The organism is Citrobacter sp. RHBSTW-00599 (assembly GCF_013784065.1).
GTDB classification, from domain to species: Bacteria; Pseudomonadota; Gammaproteobacteria; order Enterobacterales; family Enterobacteriaceae; genus Citrobacter; species Citrobacter braakii.
The window spans coordinates 626,275-646,342 of the sequence record NZ_CP056717.1; the positions used below are offsets into that span (position 1 = coordinate 626,275).

Here is a 20,068-nt window from a genome sequence, read left to right on the forward strand (position 1 = left end):
ACGGCTTTTAGCCGACCTACATTTGATCCCGTAAGCCTGAGATGCGCAGCGCCATCCGACATGTATTACACCTGCTCCACGCTCACCCGTAATGCTGCCAGGGCTTTGCGTGTCGATCGCAATACCAGATCGCATTGCTCGATCGTTAACGTTAACGGCGGTTCGATACGGATCGTCTTTGCATTGTTTAGCGTGCCGGCAACCAGTACCCGCTGGCGGAACATCTCACTGGCAAAGTTGTAGCCGATTTCATTATCGACAAACTCAATTGCCATCAGCATGCCTTTACCGCGTACATCATGCACCAGGTCTGGGTACTCCCGCGCAAGCTGGCGGAAACCATCCAGCAACATATCGCCTTTCTGCTCCGCCTGAGCCGGTAAATTTTGCTCCAGCAGGACGTTAATGGTGGCTAACGCAGCCGCACAAGCGAGCGGGTTGCCGCCAAACGTGGTGGTATGCAAGAAGGGATTGTCGAACAGGACGGAAAACACCTCTTCGGTGGCAATAGTTGCGCCAATTGGCATCACGCCGCCGCCCAGCGCCTTGGCCAGACACATAATGTCGGGCTGCACGTTTTCGTGCTCGCAGGCGAACATTTTGCCGGTACGACCCATGCCGGTCTGCACTTCATCAAGGATCATCAGCGCGCCAAACTCATCGCAAAGTTTACGCACGGCGGGCAAATACCCTTGCGGTGGCAGGATCACGCCCCCTTCACCCTGGATAGGTTCGAGGATCACGGCTGCGACGTCGTCACCAGTCTTTTTACACTCGCTGAGCATGGTGCGCATCGCGTTAATATCGCCAAACGGTACATGGCGGAAACCTGGCAGCAGCGGCATAAAGGGTTTGCGGAAGGTTGATTTAGCCGTGGCGGACAGTGCTCCCAATGATTTGCCGTGGAATGCGCCGCTGGTGGCAATGAACGTAAATTTACCGCGCGGCGATTGATACGCTTTCGCCAGCTTCAGAGCGGCTTCAACCGACTCGGTCCCGCTGTTACAGAAAAAACTGTATTTCAGTTTACCTGGTGCCAGCGCGGCGAGGGTTTTTGCCAGCATGGCCCGCAGAGGGTCAAGTAACTCCTGGCTGTGCAGAGGTTGTTTCGCGAGTTGATTCTGTACGGCGGAAACCACGACTGGATTACGGTGCCCCACGTTGAAAATTCCAAATCCACCCAGGCAATCGACGAACTCCTGCCCCTGGGTGTCGACAAGCGTATTCAGGCTTCCCGCTTGCCACTCTACGGCTCCGTAATCCCCGCCTGCAGTTACAGATTTTCGATACTCTAAGAACCCCGGATTGACATGCTCCTTGAAGTATTCAATCACCTCTCGGTTTAATGATTTCATTTCCTCATGATCAAGCGTGCGCTTTTCGATGAGATTCAGTGCGTGTGCGCTGCAGGCCAGGGCCGATGCGCTGGAAGGTAACCTGTTCAAAATATGCTCCCGGAGCTCGCGTATCACATGATACTGATTTAAGTATTGCAGTGATTGCGCCATTCCGGCGCGCTTAGCAAAAATCGGGATAAACACCAGGAAACATCTCATTCACGCAACATTTAATGCTGATGTTTAACATTTGCTGGCATTTTGCCCAGGTTAAGACCGCGAAAACAGATCGGAAAAGCACTTTTCTGCGCTAAAAGTGAGCAATATTTGCACTGTGACGGTGCGTTGGTAGAAGTGCAGTTGAATAGTTACTGGATGAAAGTATTTTAAATCAATGGATTAGAATGCGTACAGATTTTGAGGTTTAATCGCAAATTGCGATCTAAATCAAATTTAACAACTAAAGATAAAAAAATTATCGCCGAAATAACATAAGCCGAAAGAGTTAACAACCAGATAACCTGCACAGGACGCAATCATGTCTTCTCATCCCTACGTTAGTCAGCAAAATACACCGCTGGATGATGATATCACCCTCATGTCGACCACCGATTTACAAAGCTATATCACCCACGCGAACGATACTTTTGTCCAGGTCAGTGGCTATCAACTGAATGAATTGCTTGATAAGCCGCACAATCTGGTTCGTCATCCGGATATGCCAAAAGCGGCGTTTGCGGATATGTGGTACACCCTGAAACAGGGCGAGCCATGGAGCGGGATTGTGAAAAACCGGCGTAAGAATGGCGATCACTACTGGGTAAGGGCCAATGCGGTGCCGATGGTGCGGGAAGGTCGTGTCACCGGATATATGTCGATTCGTACCCGGGCCACTGACGAGGAGATTGCGGCGGTAGAGCCTTTATATAAAGCGCTGAATGAAGGGCGTTGCAACCGACGTATCCATAAAGGACTGGTGGTACGCAAAGGCTGGCTGGGTAAACTCCCGGCGCTGCCGATTCGCTGGCGAGTGCGCAGCGTAATGGCAATTATGTTTATCGTACTGGCGGCCGCATTGCAGCAAATGGGCGCCGAATGGCCGTTAATGCTGATAAGCGCGCTGGTGATGATGCTGGGAACGGCTATTTTCGAATGGCAGATTGTGCGTCCTATTGAGAATGTCGCTCGTCAGGCGCTAAAAGTGGCGACCGGTGAACGAAACAGCGTGTCGCATCTTAACCGCAGTGATGAACTGGGCCTGATGCTGCGAGCGGTTGGGCAACTGGGGCTAATGTGCCGTTGGCTCATCCATGATGTCTCCAGTCAGGTGAGCTGTGTGCGCAGCGACAGCGAAACGCTGGCGAAAGGCAGCGATGATTTAAACAAGCATACGCAGCAGACCGTAGAGAACGTGCAGGAAACGGTGACCACCATGAATCAGATGGCGGCATCGGTGAAGCAAAACTCAGAGACCGCCGCCGCGGCCGACAAGCTCTCCATTGCAGCCAGCAGCGCGGCGACGCACGGCGGCGAGGCGATGGATACCGTCATCAAAACTATGGACGATATCGCCAACAGCACCCAGCGGATCGGCACCATTACCACGCTGATTAACGATATTGCTTTCCAGACTAATATTCTGGCCCTGAACGCCGCTGTTGAAGCCGCACGGGCGGGTGAGCAGGGGAAAGGGTTCGCCGTGGTGGCGGGAGAAGTGCGTCATCTTGCCAGCCGCAGCGCCAGTGCAGCCAATGATATCCGCAAGCTGATTGATGCCAGCGCCGATAAGGTGCAGTCCGGATCCGACCAGGTTCACGCCGCAGGGCGCACGATGGATGATATTGTGGCGCAGGTGCAAAACGTGACGCAGTTGATCGCCCAAATCAGTCACTCAACGCTGGAACAGTCAGATGGTCTTTCGAGCCTGACTCGCGCAGTGAATGAATTAAGCAACATTACGCAGAAAAACGCCGAACTGGTTGAAGAGAGCGCCCAGATTTCCGCGATGGTGAAACATCGCGCTGGTCGTCTGGAAGATGCGGTTACGGTGCTACATTAATATTAACGATAAAGGCGGAACGCAGGGCAAACGCGTTCCGCCTGCTCTGTAGATTAATCCAGTTGAGTAATATCCAGCGCAGCGCGATCGATAATACCGATGATTTTTTTGATCTGCGCATCGCTGGTATCACCATGATTGACCCGTAGGTCCAGCACGGCTTTGAAGTTCTCCAGCGCGCGTTTCATCTGCGGGTTCTTGCGTAATTCAAAACCCACGCAGCGGGCTTTAATACGTTCGTGGATATGTTCCAGATGCTCACGATTTTCATCCAGCCACTGCTGGCCCTGGGTTGTGATCGCAATCTGTTTACGCCCACCTTCCTCGTCGCTGATGGTGATCAGCTCTTGATCCTGCAAGAAATCCAGCGTCGGATAGACGACGCCCGGGCTCGGGGTATAGTTGCCCTGAGTCAGGGTTTCAATCGCTTTAATCAGCTCATAGCCGTGGCTGGCATCGCGGGTCAGGATATCCAGAATGACCAGGCGTAATTCTCCGTGACCGAAGAAGCGCTGGCGACGACCGCCGCCGCGACCGTGGCGGTGTCCACAACCCTGTTCGTGGTGATGTTCTTTGTTGCAGCCTTCATGGCGATGTTCTTCACCTTTGCAGCAACCTGCATGGTGTTCGTTGTGGCGGCCTTCGTGGTGATGTCCTTCACCCTTGCAGCAGCCTTCGTGTTGGTGCTCTGTATGCTTGCAGCAACCTTCATGATGGTTTTGCATCATCGTCTCCTGATGTGTTTTAGATATATCTAATTTATATCTAAATATTGTTTTGGTGCAAGGCTATAAAATATTTTTTATTTAACTTGATGATTTTTATCTTTTTTAAAGGCGTGCGTTAGTCAGTTAATCAGAAGTCGACTATATCAAAAAAGTGCTTGCAATCTTGCTGATTAGCAATCATTATCATTTAAAAATTAATTTAGATATATCGTATTATCTTTCCGAAGGCGAAAAAATGACAAAAAACACCTCACGCTACCCGCAGCGCGTTCGCAATGAACTGCGTTTTCGGGAACTTACTGTCCTGCGCGTCGAACGTATTAGCGCGGGATTTCAGCGCATTGTACTGGGCGGTGACGCTCTGGATGGTTTTAGCTCACACGGCTTTGATGACCATACCAAGGTCTTTTTCCCTGAACCGGGCAGCCACTTTGTGCCGCCGGTTGTCACCGATGAAGGTATTGTCTGGGCTGACGGCGTGCGTCCGATATCCCGTGATTACACGCCGTTGTATGACGAAGCACGCCATGAGCTGGCACTGGATTTCTATATTCATGACGGTGGCGTGGCAAGTACGTGGGCGATGAATGCCCGCGAGGGTGACAAGCTGACGGTAGGTGGACCGCGCGGTTCTTTGGTGGTGCCAGAGGACTATGCGTATCAGGTTTACGTGTGTGATGAATCGGGAATGCCTGCGCTGCGCCGACGCCTGGAGTCGCTCAGCCGTTTAGCGGTACGTCCGAACATCACGGCGCTGGTAAGTGTGCAGGATGCCGCGTACCAGGACTATTTTGCCCATCTTGACGGATTTACTATTCAGTGGTTTATCGGCCATGACGAACAGGCGGTGAATGAACACTTATCGCAGCTAAGCGTACCCGCAGATGATTACTACATCTGGATTACCGGCGAAGGTAAGGTGGTCAAAAACCTGAGTGCTCGCTTTGAAAGCGAGGCGTTCGATCAGCAACTTGTTCGCGCAGCGGCTTACTGGCATCAGCGTCGTTAATCAGTAATTAGATGGCGGAACGCCAAACGCCTGGCGGAATGCGTAGCTAAATGCCGCGGTGCTTGAATACCCTACGTCGAGCGCCACGGCGGTCACGCTTTTATTTTTCTTCAGCATTAATACGGATTCCAGAATACGCATTTTTTGCTTCCAGACGCTGAAAGGCAATCCGGTTTCTTTTTTGAAATGGCGTGAAAAGGTACGGGCAGACATACCCAGATGCTGCGCCCAGTATTCAACCGAATGCTCCAGCGCCGGGGATTCTTGTATTGTTCGGCAAACTTTGGTTAATTCGCGATCCTGCGGCCAGGGTAATACAAAAGCGACTTCCGGAAGCTGCAGAATAATGTCGACCAGGACGCTAACCAGCTTGCCCTCTTTTGACTGGCTATCATAATGGCCCGAAATTAAATTCGTGGCGTAATGAATAAACTCTCTGGCGAAATCACTGATAGCCACCACTTTACATTCATTGATGCTCTCTTCAAGAAAGCTCGGTTTAATATCCAGATTCTCTAAATGCACATCATCCAATGCCCAAACCGCATGCTCCGTATGATTCGGGATCCAGATGCCATAATGCGCCGGGATTATCCAGCACTTGCCGGCAACATCAATACGCATACTGCCTTTGCGGGCGAAATGAAACTGCATAAAAGAGTGTGAATGCTGTGGAACATGATGATTGGCTTCCAGGACATACGAGCGAAAGTAAACATCCTGCGGCAGTTCCGTCATGGAGTTATCCGGGAAGGAGTTCCACTGTTTTTGCACGAGAGTTTCCATAAATAGATCGTCAATGCTCCCGATGGTGTGTCCGCTGCTCGATAGATCTTGTCCGCGGATCATAATACATACACTCTTTTTTCCATAATAATCTTGCGTAAGAATTTTTAGCCCACCTTTGGTAAATACCATGAACTCGCTTTGTTCAGATGCTGTCATCGTCAATGAAACAAATGATAACTGGACCCGAATGGGAAAAGAGCTGCTTTCGCAAGCAGATATCAGGATTAATGGCTCCCGTGCCTGGGACATTCAACTTCATCATGCCGGTTTCTTTAAACGGGTACTGCAACAAGGTTCATTAGGGCTTGGCGAAAGCTATATGGAAGGCTGGTGGGACTGCGAGCGGCTCGATATTCTGTTCTGCAAAATCCTGAAAGCAAAACTTGACCAGCAGATGCCGGGTAACCTGAAAGATATTTTACGTATTGCCAGCGCACGCCTGTTTAATTTGCAGTCGCGGAGCCGCGCGTGGATTGTCGGCAAAGAACATTATGATATTGGTAACGATCTCTTTGCGCTGATGCTTGATCCGCATATGCAATATTCCTGCGCTTACTGGAAAGATGCGACCACATTAGACGATGCGCAAAATGCTAAATTAAAAATGATCTGTGAGAAGCTACAACTTAAACCGGGTATGCGTTTACTCGATATTGGTTGTGGCTGGGGTGGGCTGGCGGAATATGCGGCGCGTCATTATGGCGTGGCGGTGGAAGGCGTCACCATTTCCAAAGAGCAGCAAAAAATGGCGCAGCAGCGCTGTGAAGGACTGGACGTTAAGATTCTGCTGCAGGATTATCGCGACCTCGATAAACACTACGATCGCATTGTCTCCGTGGGGATGTTTGAACATGTCGGGCCAAAAAACTACGACACTTATTTCAGCATCGCCGACCGTTGTTTAAAACCGGACGGACTGTTCCTGCTACATACCATTGGTAGCAATAAAAAAGGGATGAGCGTCGATCCGTGGATCAATAAATACATTTTCCCGAACGGCTGCTTACCGGCGATCTCCCATATTGCCGAAGCCAGCGAATCGCGGTTTGTGATGGAAGACTGGCATAACTTTGGCAGCGATTACGATAAAACGCTAATGGCGTGGCACGAGCGCTTTAATCAAGCATGGCCGGAGCTGTCATCACGTTATTCCGCCACCTTCAGAAGAATGTTTAACTACTATTTATGCGCCTGCGCCGGGGCTTTCCGCGCCAGAGATATTGAACTTTGGCAGGTACTGTTTAGTCGCGGCGTAGAGGGCGGGATCCGCGTGTATCGTTAACGTTCTGCCTGATAAGCGAAGCGCCATCAGGCAGTAAATACCTGAGAAGCGCTCCTTGTTACATCTTAGCCCAGCTCACTCTCCGCTAGCGCTTTAAACACCATCGCTACGGCGTGCGCGCCGGGGTCCATGTTTCCGAGCAGGCTTTCGCTGCTCAGATACGATGCGCGACCCGCATTGGCTTTGCTCGACAAACAGGTTCGTTCGGCTCCCGCTTGCGCGGCGTCGAATGCGGCCTGCAGATTTTTCGGCTGTGTGAGCAGCGAAGTCAGGGCCGGTTGCAGCGCATCAATCATCGTGCGATCGCCTTCGTCTGCGCCGCCGTAGAACTTCATCTGCGCCAGCCCCGTATTTAGCGCTTCGACAACGTTAGCGCCCTGTTCCAGTTTCTGCCCGGCGGCGGTAAAGAAGATTGACATCAGCACACCGCTGGAACCGCCCATCACCACGGTCAGACGTTCGCCAATCAGCGCGAACAGCGTGGCAAGGTTATCCAGCGGCAGTTGCTGGCGATGCAGCAGGCTGGCAATTTCACGCGCGCCGGCGGCAAAGGTCGAACCGGTATCGCCATCGCCGACTTTGGCATCCAGCGCATTCAGATGAGTCTCCAGATCGGAAAGGGTTGCGGTGACCAGCTCCACAATCCCGGCCACCAGGGCGTTTGCCGAAGGCTGGAATTCCACGCGGGCGCTACGCTGAGATGACGCTACACAGGTGATTTCACGTGGTGGGACCGGCGTCGGCCAGTTGCTGGTTTCCACTTCGGTGAGCAGTGCTTTTTCGATGCTCTCTTCCAGCACTATGGCCGTCAGTGAGAAGCCTTTCATATCCAGCGCGGTGACCAGCGAGGCCGGGCCAATTAGCCAGTCGATACGCGAGTGCAGCGGGCTGCTGGCGAGTTCGCGGGTGATGATGGCCATTTCGGCCACGGAAACGCCGCCAAGATTATTAATCATCACCGCCAGACGACCGGTTTCAGGCAGGGCGGCCAGCAGTTTATCCACCATCAGGTTTACCACTTGCGCACTGTTTTGGGTGTCGATAACCGATGCGCCTGGTTCGCCGTGAATGCCCATACCCAGCTCCGCATGACCCGGATGATGACGAGGGGCTGCGTCGGTTTCTTGCGGCAGATGACAGCTGGAAAGCGCTACGCCCAGGCTAAAGGTGTTGCTGGCTGCGTACTGCGCTTCACGCAGGACGGTGGCGAGGTTATAGCCGCGTTCGGCAAAATAGCCTGCGATTTTATGCACCAGGATAGTTCCCGCAATGCCACGTGGGTGTTTGTTATCCGGCAGGGAGATGTCGTCGCCGACAATCAGCATTTCAACGTTATAGCCAAGGCGACGCGCCTTCTCGGCGGCGAGACCGAAATTAAGACGGTCACCGGTGTAGTTTTTCACAATCAACAAACAGCCAGCCTCACCGGTCACCGCCTGAATGGCGGTCAGTACTGCATCCACGCTCGGGGAGGCGAAAACATCGCCGCAGACCGCAGCGGTTAGCATGCCTTTACCGATAAACCCAACGTGCGCGGGTTCGTGTCCCGAACCGCCGCCGGAAATGACCGCTACGTTATTTTTATTAAGGTCACGACGGACCACGATGCGAATGGCCGGATCGCTTTCCAGACGCGCCAGGTTATTCCACGGGCTGGCGATAATCGCCCCGTCGATGACGTCGCTCACAAGATGGGTGCGTTGGTTAAAAAAGAATTGAGACATAACGGCTCCTCGAGGTTGAGTGAAAGACAAACCCCCGAATGTAGGATCATGGTGCGGAGGCAATGAAGAGATTCTGGCGAAGTCAGCGTGGAAAAAAACAACGCTAAAATGAGTTTCATTACGGAACGTTGATGCTGTTTTTTGTTCCGAAATGAAACTTAAAAAGACGGGGAATGATCATAATGCGAGCTCGCTCGACTTTTTTCTCCTGCGATCAGCGCCGCTCATACGGCGCAGTCAGCCTTTTTTTTGCCGGTTTTAATACAACTGCATGAGTAAAAGAGGAACTGAGCTTCGTGTTTGCCGGAGATTTGGGGGTAAATGTACGGATCGGGATCGCAAACCTTATCATTTTTGTGGATAAGCGTTCCAGAATGGAACGTTCGTCGTTTTTATCTGTTTCATATCAGAACAAAATGACGAAAGATTTTTTTGTTCACGCCTCGCCATACAGTTATTGCATCGCTCCGGTACCTCCTGTTTTTGCCGACAGCAACAGGCCAAACAGGTTAACGCCAGGGCTCACCATGTAAAAACATGTACTTATTTGAGGATGAAAGGAATGCTAAAAGTTATTCAATCTCCAGCCAAATATCTCCAGGGCCCTGACGCTTCCACCTTATTTGGTCAATACGCTAAAAATCTGGCGGACAGCTTTTTCGTGATTGCGGATGACTTCGTGATGAAGCTGGCGGGAGAGAAGGTACTCAATGGCCTGCACAGCCACGACATTAGCTGCCACGCGGAACGCTTCAACGGTGAATGCAGCCATATTGAAATTAATCGCCTGATTGCCATTCTGAAACAGCACGGTTGCCGCGGCGTGGTTGGGATTGGCGGCGGGAAAACGTTGGATACCGCCAAAGCGATTGGTTACTACCAGAAGCTACCGGTGGTGGTGATCCCGACTATCGCCTCTACCGATGCGCCAACCAGCGCGCTGTCGGTTATCTATACCGAAGCCGGTGAGTTTGAAGAGTATCTGATCTACCCGAAAAACCCGGATATGGTGGTGATGGACACCGCAATCATTGCCAAAGCGCCGGTACGCCTGCTGGTGGCCGGGATGGGCGATGCGCTCTCAACCTGGTTTGAAGCGAAAGCCTGTTATGACGCCAGAGCGACCAGCATGGCGGGCGGACAGTCCACCGTAGCGGCGCTGAGCCTGGCGCGCCTGTGCTATGATACCCTGCTGGCGGAAGGCGAAAAGGCACGCTTTGCCGCGCAGGCTGGCGTGGTGACTGATGCGCTGGAGCGTATTGTCGAAGCGAACACTTACCTCAGCGGCATCGGCTTTGAAAGCAGCGGTCTTGCAGGGGCGCATGCTATCCACAACGGTTTTACGATTCTGGAAGAGTGTCACCATTTGTACCACGGTGAAAAAGTCGCCTTTGGTACGCTGGCGCAGCTGGTGCTGCAAAACAGCCCGATGGAAGAGATCGAAACCGTGCTGAATTTCTGTCAGAAAGTAGGCCTGCCGGTAACGTTAGCGGAAATGGGCGTGAAAGACGACATTGACGGCAAGATCATGGCCGTAGCCAAAGCGACCTGCGCAGAAGGTGAAACCATCCACAATATGCCGTTCCCGGTGACGCCTGAGAGCGTACATGCCGCGATACTGACGGCAGACCTGCTGGGACAGCAGTGGCTGGCGCGTTAATCAGTCGTCGGTAAGTTTTTATCCGGCATCTTCTCCCCCCTCTGACAGTCTCTGCCGGAGGGGTTGTCTATGGTAAAACAGCGGAAAGGGATATGACGACGCACACTCAGGACATTGGGAAGGAAGTCTCTTCGGTCATTGCCCAGTCATGGCATCGTTGCGGCAAGTTTATGCAGCGGGAAACCTGGCAGGCGCCGCATCAGGCGCAGGGCCTGACCTTTGAGTCGATCTGTCGTCGCAAAACGGCGCTGCTGACGATTGCTCAGGCCGCGCTGGAAGATGCCTGGGAGTTTATGGACGGCCGTCCGTGCGCGTTGCTAATTCTGGATGAATCAGCCTGTATTCTCAGCCGTTGCGGCGATCCGCAGACGGTGGAGCAACTGGCGGAGCTCGGTTTTCGCGACGGCAGTTACTGTGCGGAAAGCATTATTGGCAGCTGCGCGTTGTCGCTGGCGACGATGCCGGGGCAACCGACAAAAACCTCTGGCGATCAGCACTTTAAACAGGCGTTGCATCCGTGGTCGTTCTGCTCTACGCCAGTATTCGATAACCATGGTCGACTGTTTGGCTCCATCTCGCTGTGCTGTCTGGTAGAGCATGAGTGCGTTTCTGATTTATCCCTGACGCTGGCGATTGCCAGAGAAGTCGGCAACTCATTGCTGACTGACAGCCTGCTGGCTGAATCCAACCGCCATCTGAACCAGATGTACGGGCTGCTGGAGAGTATGGATGATGGCGTGATGGCCTGGAACGAACAGGGCGTATTGCAGTTCCTCAATGCGCGCGCGGCGCTGCTTTTGCATCTCGACGCGCAGGCCAGCCAGGGGAAGAATATTAACGACCTGCTCAATCTCCCCATGCTGCTGCGTCGGGCGATCAAACATGCCCGCGGCCTGAATCATGTCGAAGTCACCTTTGAAAGCCAGCACCAGTTTGTTGATGCCGTCATCACCCTGAAACCGATTGTTGAAGAGCAGGGCAACAGCTTTATCCTGCTGCTGCATCCGGTGGAGCAAATGCGTCAACTGATGACCAGCCAGCTCGGCAAGGTGAGCCACACCTTTGAGCAGATGTCGACAGACGATCCAGAAACCCGACGCTTGATCCATTTCGGTCGTCAGGCGGCGAGGGGAAGTTTCCCGATCCTGCTGTGCGGGGAAGAGGGCGTCGGTAAAGAGCTACTGAGTCAGGCCATTCACAATGAAAGCGAACGCGCCAGCGGGCCGTATATCGCCGTGAACTGCCAGCTGTATGCCAACAGCGTACTGGGGCAGGATTTTATGGGCAGTGCGCCTACTGATGATGAAAACGGTCGGCTGAGCCGTCTTGAACTGGCGAACGGCGGCACGCTGTTTCTGGAAAAAATTGAATATCTGGCGCCGGAGTTACAATCCGCGTTGCTGCAGGTGATTAAGCAGGGCGTTTTAACACGCCTGGATGCCCGGCGGCTGATTCCGGTGGATGTCAAAGTGATCGCTACCACCACGGTTGATCTCGCGAATCTGGTGGAGCAAAACCGCTTTAGCCGTCAGTTGTATTACGCGCTGCACTCTTTTGAGATCGTTATCCCGCCGCTGCGGGCGCGGCGTAACAGTATTCCATCGCTGATTTATACGCGGTTGAATAGCCTGAAAAAACGCTTTTCATCCAGCCTGAAGATCGACGACGACGCATTGGCACAGCTGGTGGCCTATTCGTGGCCGGGTAATGATTTTGAGCTGAACAGCATTATTGAAAACATCGCCATCAGCAGTGATAACGGCCATATTCGGCTGAGCAATCTGCCGGATTATCTGTTTGCCGAACGTCCTGGTCTGGAAACGGCGTCTTCACTGCTGCCCGCCAGCCTGACCTTTACCGCCATCGAGAAAGAGGCGATTATCCATGCCGCCCGCGTGACCAGTGGGCGTGTTCAGGAGATGTCGCAACTGCTGAATATTGGTCGCACCACCTTGTGGCGTAAGATGAAGCAGTACGACATTGATGCCAGCCAGTTTAAGCGCAAACATCTGGAGTAGTTTCTTCGATTCTGGCCATCGAGAACAGCGCATCCGACAGCCGGTTGATATAACGCCTGGCCTCATCGCGTAACGTCAGCGTTCTGCCCATCGCAATGAGGATCCGCTCCAGCCGACGCGTCAGGGTTCGCGCAACGTGCAGTTGTGCCGATGCCAGATTTTTCCCCGGAATAACAAACTCTTTGAGCGGGCCGCTTTGCGCCATATTGCGGTCAATAAGCTGCTCCAGCGCCTGAATATCCTCTTTGCCAATACGCTGTTTTAAGCGTGTGAGTCCTTTCTGATCGCTGGCGAGTTCCGCCCCCAGTACGAACAGCATCTTCTGCATAGCGTGCAATTCCTGGCGTAGCTCGGCCTGGCGCGTGCTGGCATAGCAGACGCCAAGCTGGGAAATCAGTTCATCCACCGTGCCGTAGGCCTCAACGCGGATGTCGTCTTTATCGATACGGCTGCCGCCAAACAGCGCGGTCGTGCCGTTATCACCGGTTCGGGTATAGATGCGGTACATTTATTTTATCTCGCTGAAGGGAAGAACTTTAACCAGTTGACCGGCATTGGCACCGAGCGTGCGGATCTGTGCTGTCCCGGCGCGGGTATGTCCGCAGACCAGCGCCCGATCCTCGGGCAACTGGGCATGGGTTAAGGCAATATCACCGGTGGCGTTGAGACCGAGACCCACGCGCAGCGCCGAACTTTTGGCCGCCAGTTTGCCGAGCGCCAGCGCGCAGTCATGATCGTCGCAACAGATTGCCCGGCAGGGAACGCCTTGCTCTTCCAGCCCCCAGCACAGCTCATCAAGCACGCGAGTACCCTGCCAGCGTGAGTGATAAAACAGATGTACGCCCGGTGATGAAAGTGACATTGCGCCCCCTGCGTTATCAGAATGCCTGACGGAAGATCTCGGCAATTTCTTTCTCGTTCCCTTTGCGCGGGTTGGAGAAGGCGTTGCCGTCCTTCAGTGCCATTTCCGCCATATACGGGAAATCGGCTTCTTTGACGCCCAGATCGCGCAGATGCTGCGGAATACCGATGTCGGCGGAGAGGCGGGCAATAGCATGAATGGCCAGCTCGGCGGCATCCATGGTGGAGAGTCCGTCCGTGTTCTCGCCCATAAACTCTGCGATGTCGGCAAATTTTTCCGGGTTAGCGATCAGGTTATAGCGTGCCACGTGCGGCAGCAGTACGGCATTCGCCACGCCGTGCGGCATGTCGTAAAGACCGCCAAGCTGATGCGCCATCGCGTGAACGTAGCCGAGGTTGGCGTTGTTGAAGGCCATACCCGCCAGCAGGGAGGCGTAGGCCATGTTCTCGCGAGCTTTCAGGTTGCTGCCCAGCGCCACGGCCTGACGCAAGTTACGGGAGATCAGGCGGATCGCCTGGATAGCGGCAGCGTCGGTGACCGGGTTGGCATCTTTGGAAATGTAGGCTTCCACGGCGTGGGTCAGGGCGTCCATCCCGGTGGCCGCAGTCAGTGGGGCTGGCTTGCCGAGCATCAGCAGCGGATCGTTAATAGAGACCGACGGCAGGTTGCGCCAGCTGACAATCACAAACTTCACTTTGGTTTTGGTATTGGTCAGCACGCAGTGGCGGGTGACTTCGCTGGCGGTCCCGGCGGTGGTATTCACCGCTACGATCGGCGGCAGCGGGTTGGTCAGGGTTTCAATTCCGGCATAGCTGTAGAGATCCCCTTCGTGAGTCGCGGCGATACCGATGCCTTTACCGCAGTCATGCGGGCTACCGCCGCCAACGGTAACGATGATGTCGCAATGCTCTTTCCGAAAGACCTCCAGGCCGTCGCGCACGTTGGTGTCTTTGGGGTTTGGCTCAACGCCGTCAAAAACCACGACGTCAATACCGGCTTCACGCAGATGTGTGAGGGTTTTATCTACCGCGCCGTCTTTAATCGCCCGCAGACCTTTATCAGTGACCAGCAGCGCTTTTTTACCGCCCAACAGTTTGCAGCGTTCGCCGACCACGGAAATAGCATTGGGGCCAAAGAAGTTCACATTTGGCACCAGGTAATCAAACATACGATAGCTCATAATATACCTTCTTAGATTTAAATTATAATTCAGAGAAACAATTCAATGCGGTTTCTGCTAATAATCTGTCTTGTTCGACGGTACCGCCACTTACGCCAACGGCACCGATTACTTTGCCGTTTAATATGACAGGTAAACCGCCGCCAAAAATAACAATTCGTTGTTGATTGGTGAGCTGCAAGCCATATAGAGAGGCACCTGGTTGTACCGCATCGGTAATTTCATGGGTACCCTGTCGCAGGCAGCAGGCGGTATAAGCTTTATTAAGAGAGATATCACAGCTGGTGACAAACGCGTCGTCCATACGTTGCATTAGCAGCGTGTTCCCGCCGTGATCCACCACGGAAAACACCACCGGAACGTTGATTTCAAGCGCTTTAGCCTCGACGGCCTGCGCCATTTTCTTTGCAGCCGCCAGCGTAATGGTGGCGATTTGTTGGCTCTTATTCACAGTCTCTCCTGAAAAGGTTGTAGGGCTGAGGTCACGAAAATATCGCGCAACAGCTATTTTTATCATTGGCTTTATCTTATTTTCTCGCCCCGCGTTATTAAGTCAATAGGGTGGGAATTTCAAAAATATTACGTTCAGTTTCCTGTTGCGGTGTTTATTGATAATGATCATTTAACCTCGTCACAATTCGCGGTGAATATTCCTGAGCCGCGTTTCAATATGAAACGATGGTTTTTTATTACGTGCCAAATTGGAACGAAATTAATTTTATTTTTTTATTGTCCTGCTCATTTAGAGTTCGGCTATTGCTGATGAAAGGCGAATGCCGGGTGTTGTGTCCCCGGCAATACGGCCCGGCGTCCCTATTTTTTATCTTTTGAGTCCATAAACTATGAGAAGATCAAAACGATTCGAAGTGCTTGCCCAGCGGCCTGTAAATCAGGATGGGCTAATTGGCGAATGGCCTGAAGAGGGGCTGATCGCAATGGAAAGCCCTTACGATCCGGCTTCGTCGGTGAAGGTGGAAAATGGTCGTATTGTTGAGCTGGACGGCAAGAGCCGCGCCGAGTTCGACATGATTGACCGGTTCATTGCCGATTACGCGATTAACGTGCCCGAGGCCGAGCGCGCCATGCAGCTCGACGCGCTGGAGATCGCCAGAATGCTGGTGGATATCCACGTCAGTCGGGAAGAGATCATTGCCATTACGACTGCCATCACCCCGGCGAAAGCGGTGGAGGTGATGGCGCAAATGAACGTGGTGGAGATGATGATGGCGCTGCAAAAAATGCGCGCCAGACGCACCCCCTCCAATCAGTGCCACGTGACCAACCTGAAAGATAACCCGGTACAGATTGCTGCCGACGCTGCTGAAGCGGGGATCCGTGGCTTTTCCGAACAGGAAACAACGGTCGGGATCGCCCGCTATGCGCCGTTTAACGCCCTGGCGCTGCTGGTGGGGTCCCAATGCGGTCGCCCCGGCGTGCTGACGCAATGCTCCGTTGAAGAGGCCACGGAGCTGGAACTGGGAATGCGCGGGCTAACCAGCTACGCCGAAACGGTGTCGGTATATGGCACGGAGTCGGTGTTTACCGATGGCGATGATACGCCGTGGTCAAAAGCGTTTCTTGCCTCGGCGTATGCTTCTCGTGGCCTGAAGATGCGCTACACCTCCGGCACCGGCTCGGAAGCGCTGATGGGCTATTCCGAAAGTAAATCGATGCTTTATCTGGAGTCGCGTTGCATTTTTATCACCAAAGGCGCGGGCGTACAGGGGTTACAAAACGGTGCGGTCAGCTGTATCGGCATGACCGGCGCTGTGCCGTCGGGGATTCGCGCGGTGCTGGCGGAAAACCTGATTGCCTCAATGCTCGACCTTGAAGTGGCCTCCGCCAATGACCAGACCTTTTCCCACTCCGATATTCGTCGTACTGCCCGCACCCTGATGCAGATGCTGCCGGGCACCGACTTTATCTTCTCCGGCTATAGCGCGGTACCGAACTACGACAACATGTTTGCCGGGTCGAACTTCGACGCTGAAGACTTCGATGATTACAACATTCTGCAACGCGATCTGATGGTTGACGGGGGCCTGCGTCCGGTCACGGAAGAGGAGACAATCGCCATCCGCAATAAGGCCGCGCGCGCCATTCAGGCGGTGTTCCGCGAACTGGGCCTGCCGCTGATTAGCGATGAAGAGGTGGACGCCGCCACTTACGCTCACGGCAGCAAAGATATGCCCGCGCGCAATGTGGTGGAAGATTTGGCTGCCGTGGAAGAGATGATGAAAAGCAATATCACCGGGCTGGATATCGTCGGCGCGTTGAGTTCCAGCGGCTTCGAAGACATCGCCAGCAATATCCTCAACATGCTGAGGCAGCGTGTTACTGGTGATTATCTGCAAACGTCGGCCATTCTGGATCGTCAGTTCGACGTCGTCAGCGCCGTTAATGACATCAACGATTATCAGGGACCCGGCACCGGCTATCGCATCTCTGCCGAACGTTGGGCGGAAATTAAAAATATTGCGGGCGTGGTTCAGCCCGGCTCGATCGAATAAGGCGGTACACAGTGGAATGCACAACTGAACGTAAGCCGGTTTTCACCTTGCAGGTGAGCGAAGGCGAGGCGGCTAAAGCGGACGAACGCGTGGATGAAGTCGTGATAGGCGTCGGCCCGGCCTTTGATAAGTATCAGCACAAAACATTGATTGATATGCCGCACAAAGCGATTTTGAAAGAACTGGTTGCCGGCATTGAAGAAGAGGGCCTGCATGCTCGGGTGGTGAGGATTCTGCGCACCTCGGATGTTTCATTTATGGCATGGGATGCGGCAAATCTCAGCGGTTCTGGCATCGGGATTGGTATCCAGTCGAAAGGAACCACGGTGATTCATCAGCGCGATCTGCTGCCTCTGAGCAACCTTGAGCTGTTCTCTCAGGCTCCGCTGCTGACGCTGGAAACCTATCGACAGATTGGTAAAAACGCCGCGCGCTATGCACGTAAAGAGTCGCCTTCGCCAGTGCCAGTGGTTAATGACCAGATGGTACGCCCCAAATTTATGGCCAAGGCCGCGCTGTTTCATATCAAAGAAACCAAACACGTGGTGCAGGATGCTGCGCCTGTCACGCTGCATATTGCACTCGTAAGGGAATGACCATGAACGACAACATCATGACCGCGCAGGATTATCCATTAGCGACCCGCTGCCCGGAGAAAATCCAGACTCCTACCGGCAAACCGCTAACCGAGATTACCCTTGAGAATGTGCTGGCGGGCCGCGTAGGTCCGCAGGATGTGCGTATTTCTCAGCAAACGCTGGAGTACCAGGCGCAGATTGCCGAACAGATGCAGCGTCACGCCGTGGCGCGTAATTTCCGTCGTGCGGCGGAGCTTATAGCAATCCCGGATGCCCGTATTCTTGAAATTTACAACGCGCTGCGGCCGTTTCGTTCTTCATTCGCCGAGCTTCAGGCCATTGCCGATGAACTAGAACATACCTGGCATGCCACGGTGAACGCCGAGTTTGTCCGCGAGTCGGCAGAGGTGTATCAGCAGAGAAACAAGCTGCGTAAAGGCAGCCAGTGACGGAGGTTGTATGCCGTTAATTGCAGGGATTGATATCGGCAACGCCACCACCGAAGTGGCGTTGGCGCAGCATGGCCGGTTTATCGCCAGCGGAATTGTCGCCACGACCGGTATGAAAGGCACACGGGACAATATTGCCGGGGTGGTGGCCTCCCTGCAGCAGGCGCTGAATAACACCCCGTGGTCGCTTCAGGACGTGGCGAAAATCTGCATCAACGAGGCGGCACCGGTGATTGGCGATGTGGCGATGGAAACCATCACTGAAACCATCATTACCGAATCAACAATGATTGGGCATAACCCGCAAACGCCCGGCGGCGTTGGCGTGGGAATGGGAACCATCATCGCCGTGGAGAAGCTGGCGGCGTTGAGTGAAGATAGGTTTGCCCAGGGCTGGATCCCACTGGTCGGTGAGGAGAGGGATTTCCTCGAGGCGGTTTGGTTTATCAATGAGGCGCTGGATCGCGGGGTCAACGTGGTAGCGGCGATCCTCAAAAAAGATGATGGCGTGCTGGTGAACAATCGTCTGCGTCGAACAATGCCGGTGGTAGATGAAGTCACCCTGCTGGAGAAGGTGCCGGAAGGTGTGCTGGCGGCGGTGGAAGTGGCGGCCCCTGGACAGGTGGTGCGAGTGCTGTCGAATCCTTACGGCATCGCGACCTTCTTTACCCTGACGCCCGAGGAAACGCAAACTATCGTCCCCATCGCCAGAGCGCTAATTGGCAACCGTTCCGCCGTGGTGCTGAAAACCCCGCAGGGTGATGTGCGCTCAAGGGTGATCCCGGCGGGTAAGATCTTTATCCGCGGCGAAAAGCGCGGCGGCGAAGCCGACGTAGCGCAAGGCGCACAGGCCATTATGCAGGCGATGAGCACCTGTGCGCCCGTGTGCGATATTCGTGGTGAAGCAGGTACGCATGCAGGCGGCATGCTGGAGCGAGTGCGTAAGGTGATGGCCTCGCTGACCGGTCACGACATGAACGCGGTGTATATTCAGGATCTGTTGGCGGTGGATACGTTTATTCCCCGCAAGGTGCAGGGCGGTATTGCCGGGGAGTGTTCAATGGAGAACGCCGTAGGCATTGCGGCGATGGTGAAATCCGATCGCTTACAGATGCAGGCCATCGCCAGTGAGCTGAGCGCCCGTTTAAACATCCCGGTTGAAGTCGGCGGCGTGGAGGCCAACATGGCTGTCGCCGGTGCGTTAACAACGCCCGGATGTGCTGCACCGCTGGCGATCCTCGATTTAGGCGCAGGCTCCACCGATGCCGCCATTATCAATAGCGATGGCGTTGTGAAAGCGGTCCATCTGGCTGGCGCGGGGAATATGGTCAGCCTGTTGATTCAAACCGAGCTGGGCTTAAGCGATCCGTATCTGGCGGAGGAAATTAAAAAATACCCGCTGGCAAAAGTGGAGAGCCTGTTCAGCATTCGCCACGAAAACGGCGCGGTGGAGTTTTTTCGCGAACCGCTCAGTCCGTCAGTGTTTGCCAAAGTCGTTTATCTGAAAAACGGCGAGCTGATCCCCGTAGATAACCAGACCTCGCTGGAAAAAATTCGGTTGGTGCGCCGACAGGCCAAAGAGAAGGTTTTTGTGACCAACTGCCTGCGCGCTTTACGCCAGGTATCACCCGGGGGCTCTATTCGTGATATGACTTTTGTGGTGCTGGTGGGCGGCTCCTCGCTGGATTTCGAAATCCCGCAGATGATCACCGACGCGCTGGCGCATTACGGCGTGGTTGCCGGACAGGGCAACATCCGTGGTACCGAAGGGCCGCGTAATGCGGTAGCGACCGGGCTGGTTTTGGCCGGGATAGCGAATTAATCGTGCAGAAAACAGCCGCCGCAAGCGTTTAGCTGCGGGGTAAATCAAATAAAGGTGATGT

The 20,068-nt window shown here is 53.9% G+C and carries 17 protein-coding genes; 9 read left to right on the forward strand and 8 right to left on the reverse strand.

What is annotated here, in order from left to right; genetic code table 11:
* Positions 1-65: 65 nt before the first annotated feature.
* Positions 66-1,445 carry a putrescine aminotransferase gene (gene ygjG, locus HV243_RS03040; RefSeq protein ID WP_049259762.1) on the reverse strand — a complete coding sequence of 460 codons (1,380 nt, stop codon included), beginning with the start codon at positions 1,443-1,445 and terminating at the stop codon, positions 66-68.
* Between the two features lie 430 nt (positions 1,446-1,875).
* Between ygjG and HV243_RS03045 the strand changes: the two genes are divergently transcribed.
* Complete coding sequence (locus HV243_RS03045) at positions 1,876-3,396, forward strand: PAS domain-containing methyl-accepting chemotaxis protein (RefSeq protein ID WP_053389284.1); 1,521 nt, start codon at positions 1,876-1,878, stop codon at positions 3,394-3,396.
* A 53-nt stretch (positions 3,397-3,449) separates the two neighbouring features.
* Here HV243_RS03045 and HV243_RS03050 read toward each other — a convergent pair whose 3' ends face one another.
* Complete coding sequence (locus HV243_RS03050; protein WP_161623113.1) at positions 3,450-4,124, reverse strand: PadR family transcriptional regulator; 675 nt, start codon at positions 4,122-4,124, stop codon at positions 3,450-3,452.
* 235 nt (positions 4,125-4,359) lie between these two features.
* Here HV243_RS03050 and HV243_RS03055 point away from each other — a divergent pair, with 235 nt between their 5' ends.
* Positions 4,360-5,133, forward strand: a complete 774-nt coding sequence (locus tag HV243_RS03055) for a siderophore-interacting protein (RefSeq protein ID WP_046276265.1) — start codon at positions 4,360-4,362, stop codon at positions 5,131-5,133.
* Here HV243_RS03055 and HV243_RS03060 read toward each other — a convergent pair whose 3' ends face one another.
* A complete protein-coding gene (locus tag HV243_RS03060) occupies positions 5,134-5,982 on the reverse strand; it encodes a helix-turn-helix transcriptional regulator (RefSeq protein WP_016154589.1) in 849 nt (282 codons plus the stop codon). It lies immediately after the preceding gene.
* Between the two features lie 67 nt (positions 5,983-6,049).
* On the opposite strand from HV243_RS03060, the gene cfa reads away from it, so the two are divergent.
* On the forward strand, positions 6,050-7,204 hold the full coding sequence (cfa, locus tag HV243_RS03065) for a cyclopropane fatty acyl phospholipid synthase (RefSeq protein ID WP_019077741.1): 1,155 nt from the start codon (positions 6,050-6,052) through the stop codon (positions 7,202-7,204).
* Between the two features lie 65 nt (positions 7,205-7,269).
* Here cfa and HV243_RS03070 read toward each other — a convergent pair whose 3' ends face one another.
* A complete protein-coding gene (locus tag HV243_RS03070) occupies positions 7,270-8,928 on the reverse strand; it encodes a glycerone kinase (RefSeq protein ID WP_053389285.1) in 1,659 nt (552 codons plus the stop codon).
* Positions 8,929-9,490: 562 nt separating this feature from the next.
* Between HV243_RS03070 and HV243_RS03075 the strand changes: the two genes are divergently transcribed.
* Positions 9,491-10,588, forward strand: a complete 1,098-nt coding sequence (locus tag HV243_RS03075; RefSeq protein WP_016154586.1) for a glycerol dehydrogenase — start codon at positions 9,491-9,493, stop codon at positions 10,586-10,588.
* Between the two features lie 92 nt (positions 10,589-10,680).
* Positions 10,681-12,606: a dihydroxyacetone kinase operon transcriptional regulator DhaR gene (dhaR, locus tag HV243_RS03080; RefSeq protein WP_053389286.1), complete on the forward strand. Its 1,926-nt coding sequence runs from the start codon at positions 10,681-10,683 to the stop codon at positions 12,604-12,606.
* Here the strand turns inward: dhaR and HV243_RS03085 are convergent.
* Genes HV243_RS03085 through HV243_RS03100 form a run of 4 tightly spaced genes read right to left on the reverse strand, consistent with a single transcriptional unit; the run spans position 12,584 to position 15,099 of the window.
* Positions 12,584-13,114, reverse strand: a complete 531-nt coding sequence (locus HV243_RS03085; protein ID WP_053389287.1) for a cob(I)yrinic acid a,c-diamide adenosyltransferase — start codon at positions 13,112-13,114, stop codon at positions 12,584-12,586. The two genes, dhaR and HV243_RS03085, sit on opposite strands and share 23 nt — an antisense overlap.
* On the reverse strand, positions 13,115-13,468 hold the full coding sequence (locus HV243_RS03090) for a glycerol dehydratase reactivase beta/small subunit family protein (RefSeq protein WP_016154583.1): 354 nt from the start codon (positions 13,466-13,468) through the stop codon (positions 13,115-13,117). It abuts the gene before it with no gap.
* 16 nt (positions 13,469-13,484) lie between these two features.
* Positions 13,485-14,648 carry a 1,3-propanediol dehydrogenase gene (gene dhaT, locus HV243_RS03095; protein WP_053389288.1) on the reverse strand — a complete coding sequence of 388 codons (1,164 nt, stop codon included), beginning with the start codon at positions 14,646-14,648 and terminating at the stop codon, positions 13,485-13,487.
* 22 nt (positions 14,649-14,670) lie between these two features.
* A complete protein-coding gene (locus HV243_RS03100; protein WP_019077737.1) occupies positions 14,671-15,099 on the reverse strand; it encodes a heme-binding protein in 429 nt (142 codons plus the stop codon).
* A 391-nt stretch (positions 15,100-15,490) separates the two neighbouring features.
* On the opposite strand from HV243_RS03100, the gene HV243_RS03105 reads away from it, so the two are divergent.
* The 4 genes from HV243_RS03105 to HV243_RS03120 are packed head-to-tail and all read left to right on the forward strand — an operon-like array spanning position 15,491 to position 20,007.
* Positions 15,491-17,158, forward strand: a complete 1,668-nt coding sequence (locus tag HV243_RS03105) for a propanediol/glycerol family dehydratase large subunit (protein ID WP_016157510.1) — start codon at positions 15,491-15,493, stop codon at positions 17,156-17,158.
* An 11-nt stretch (positions 17,159-17,169) separates the two neighbouring features.
* Positions 17,170-17,754: a propanediol/glycerol family dehydratase medium subunit gene (locus HV243_RS03110; RefSeq protein ID WP_016154579.1), complete on the forward strand. Its 585-nt coding sequence runs from the start codon at positions 17,170-17,172 to the stop codon at positions 17,752-17,754.
* A 2-nt stretch (positions 17,755-17,756) separates the two neighbouring features.
* Positions 17,757-18,185: a diol dehydratase small subunit gene (locus tag HV243_RS03115; RefSeq protein WP_053389289.1), complete on the forward strand. Its 429-nt coding sequence runs from the start codon at positions 17,757-17,759 to the stop codon at positions 18,183-18,185.
* Between the two features lie 10 nt (positions 18,186-18,195).
* The gene (locus HV243_RS03120; protein ID WP_053389290.1) at positions 18,196-20,007 is read left to right on the forward strand and encodes a diol dehydratase reactivase subunit alpha; all 1,812 of its coding nucleotides are present in this window, start codon (positions 18,196-18,198) and stop codon (positions 20,005-20,007) included.
* Positions 20,008-20,068 lie beyond the last annotated feature (61 nt).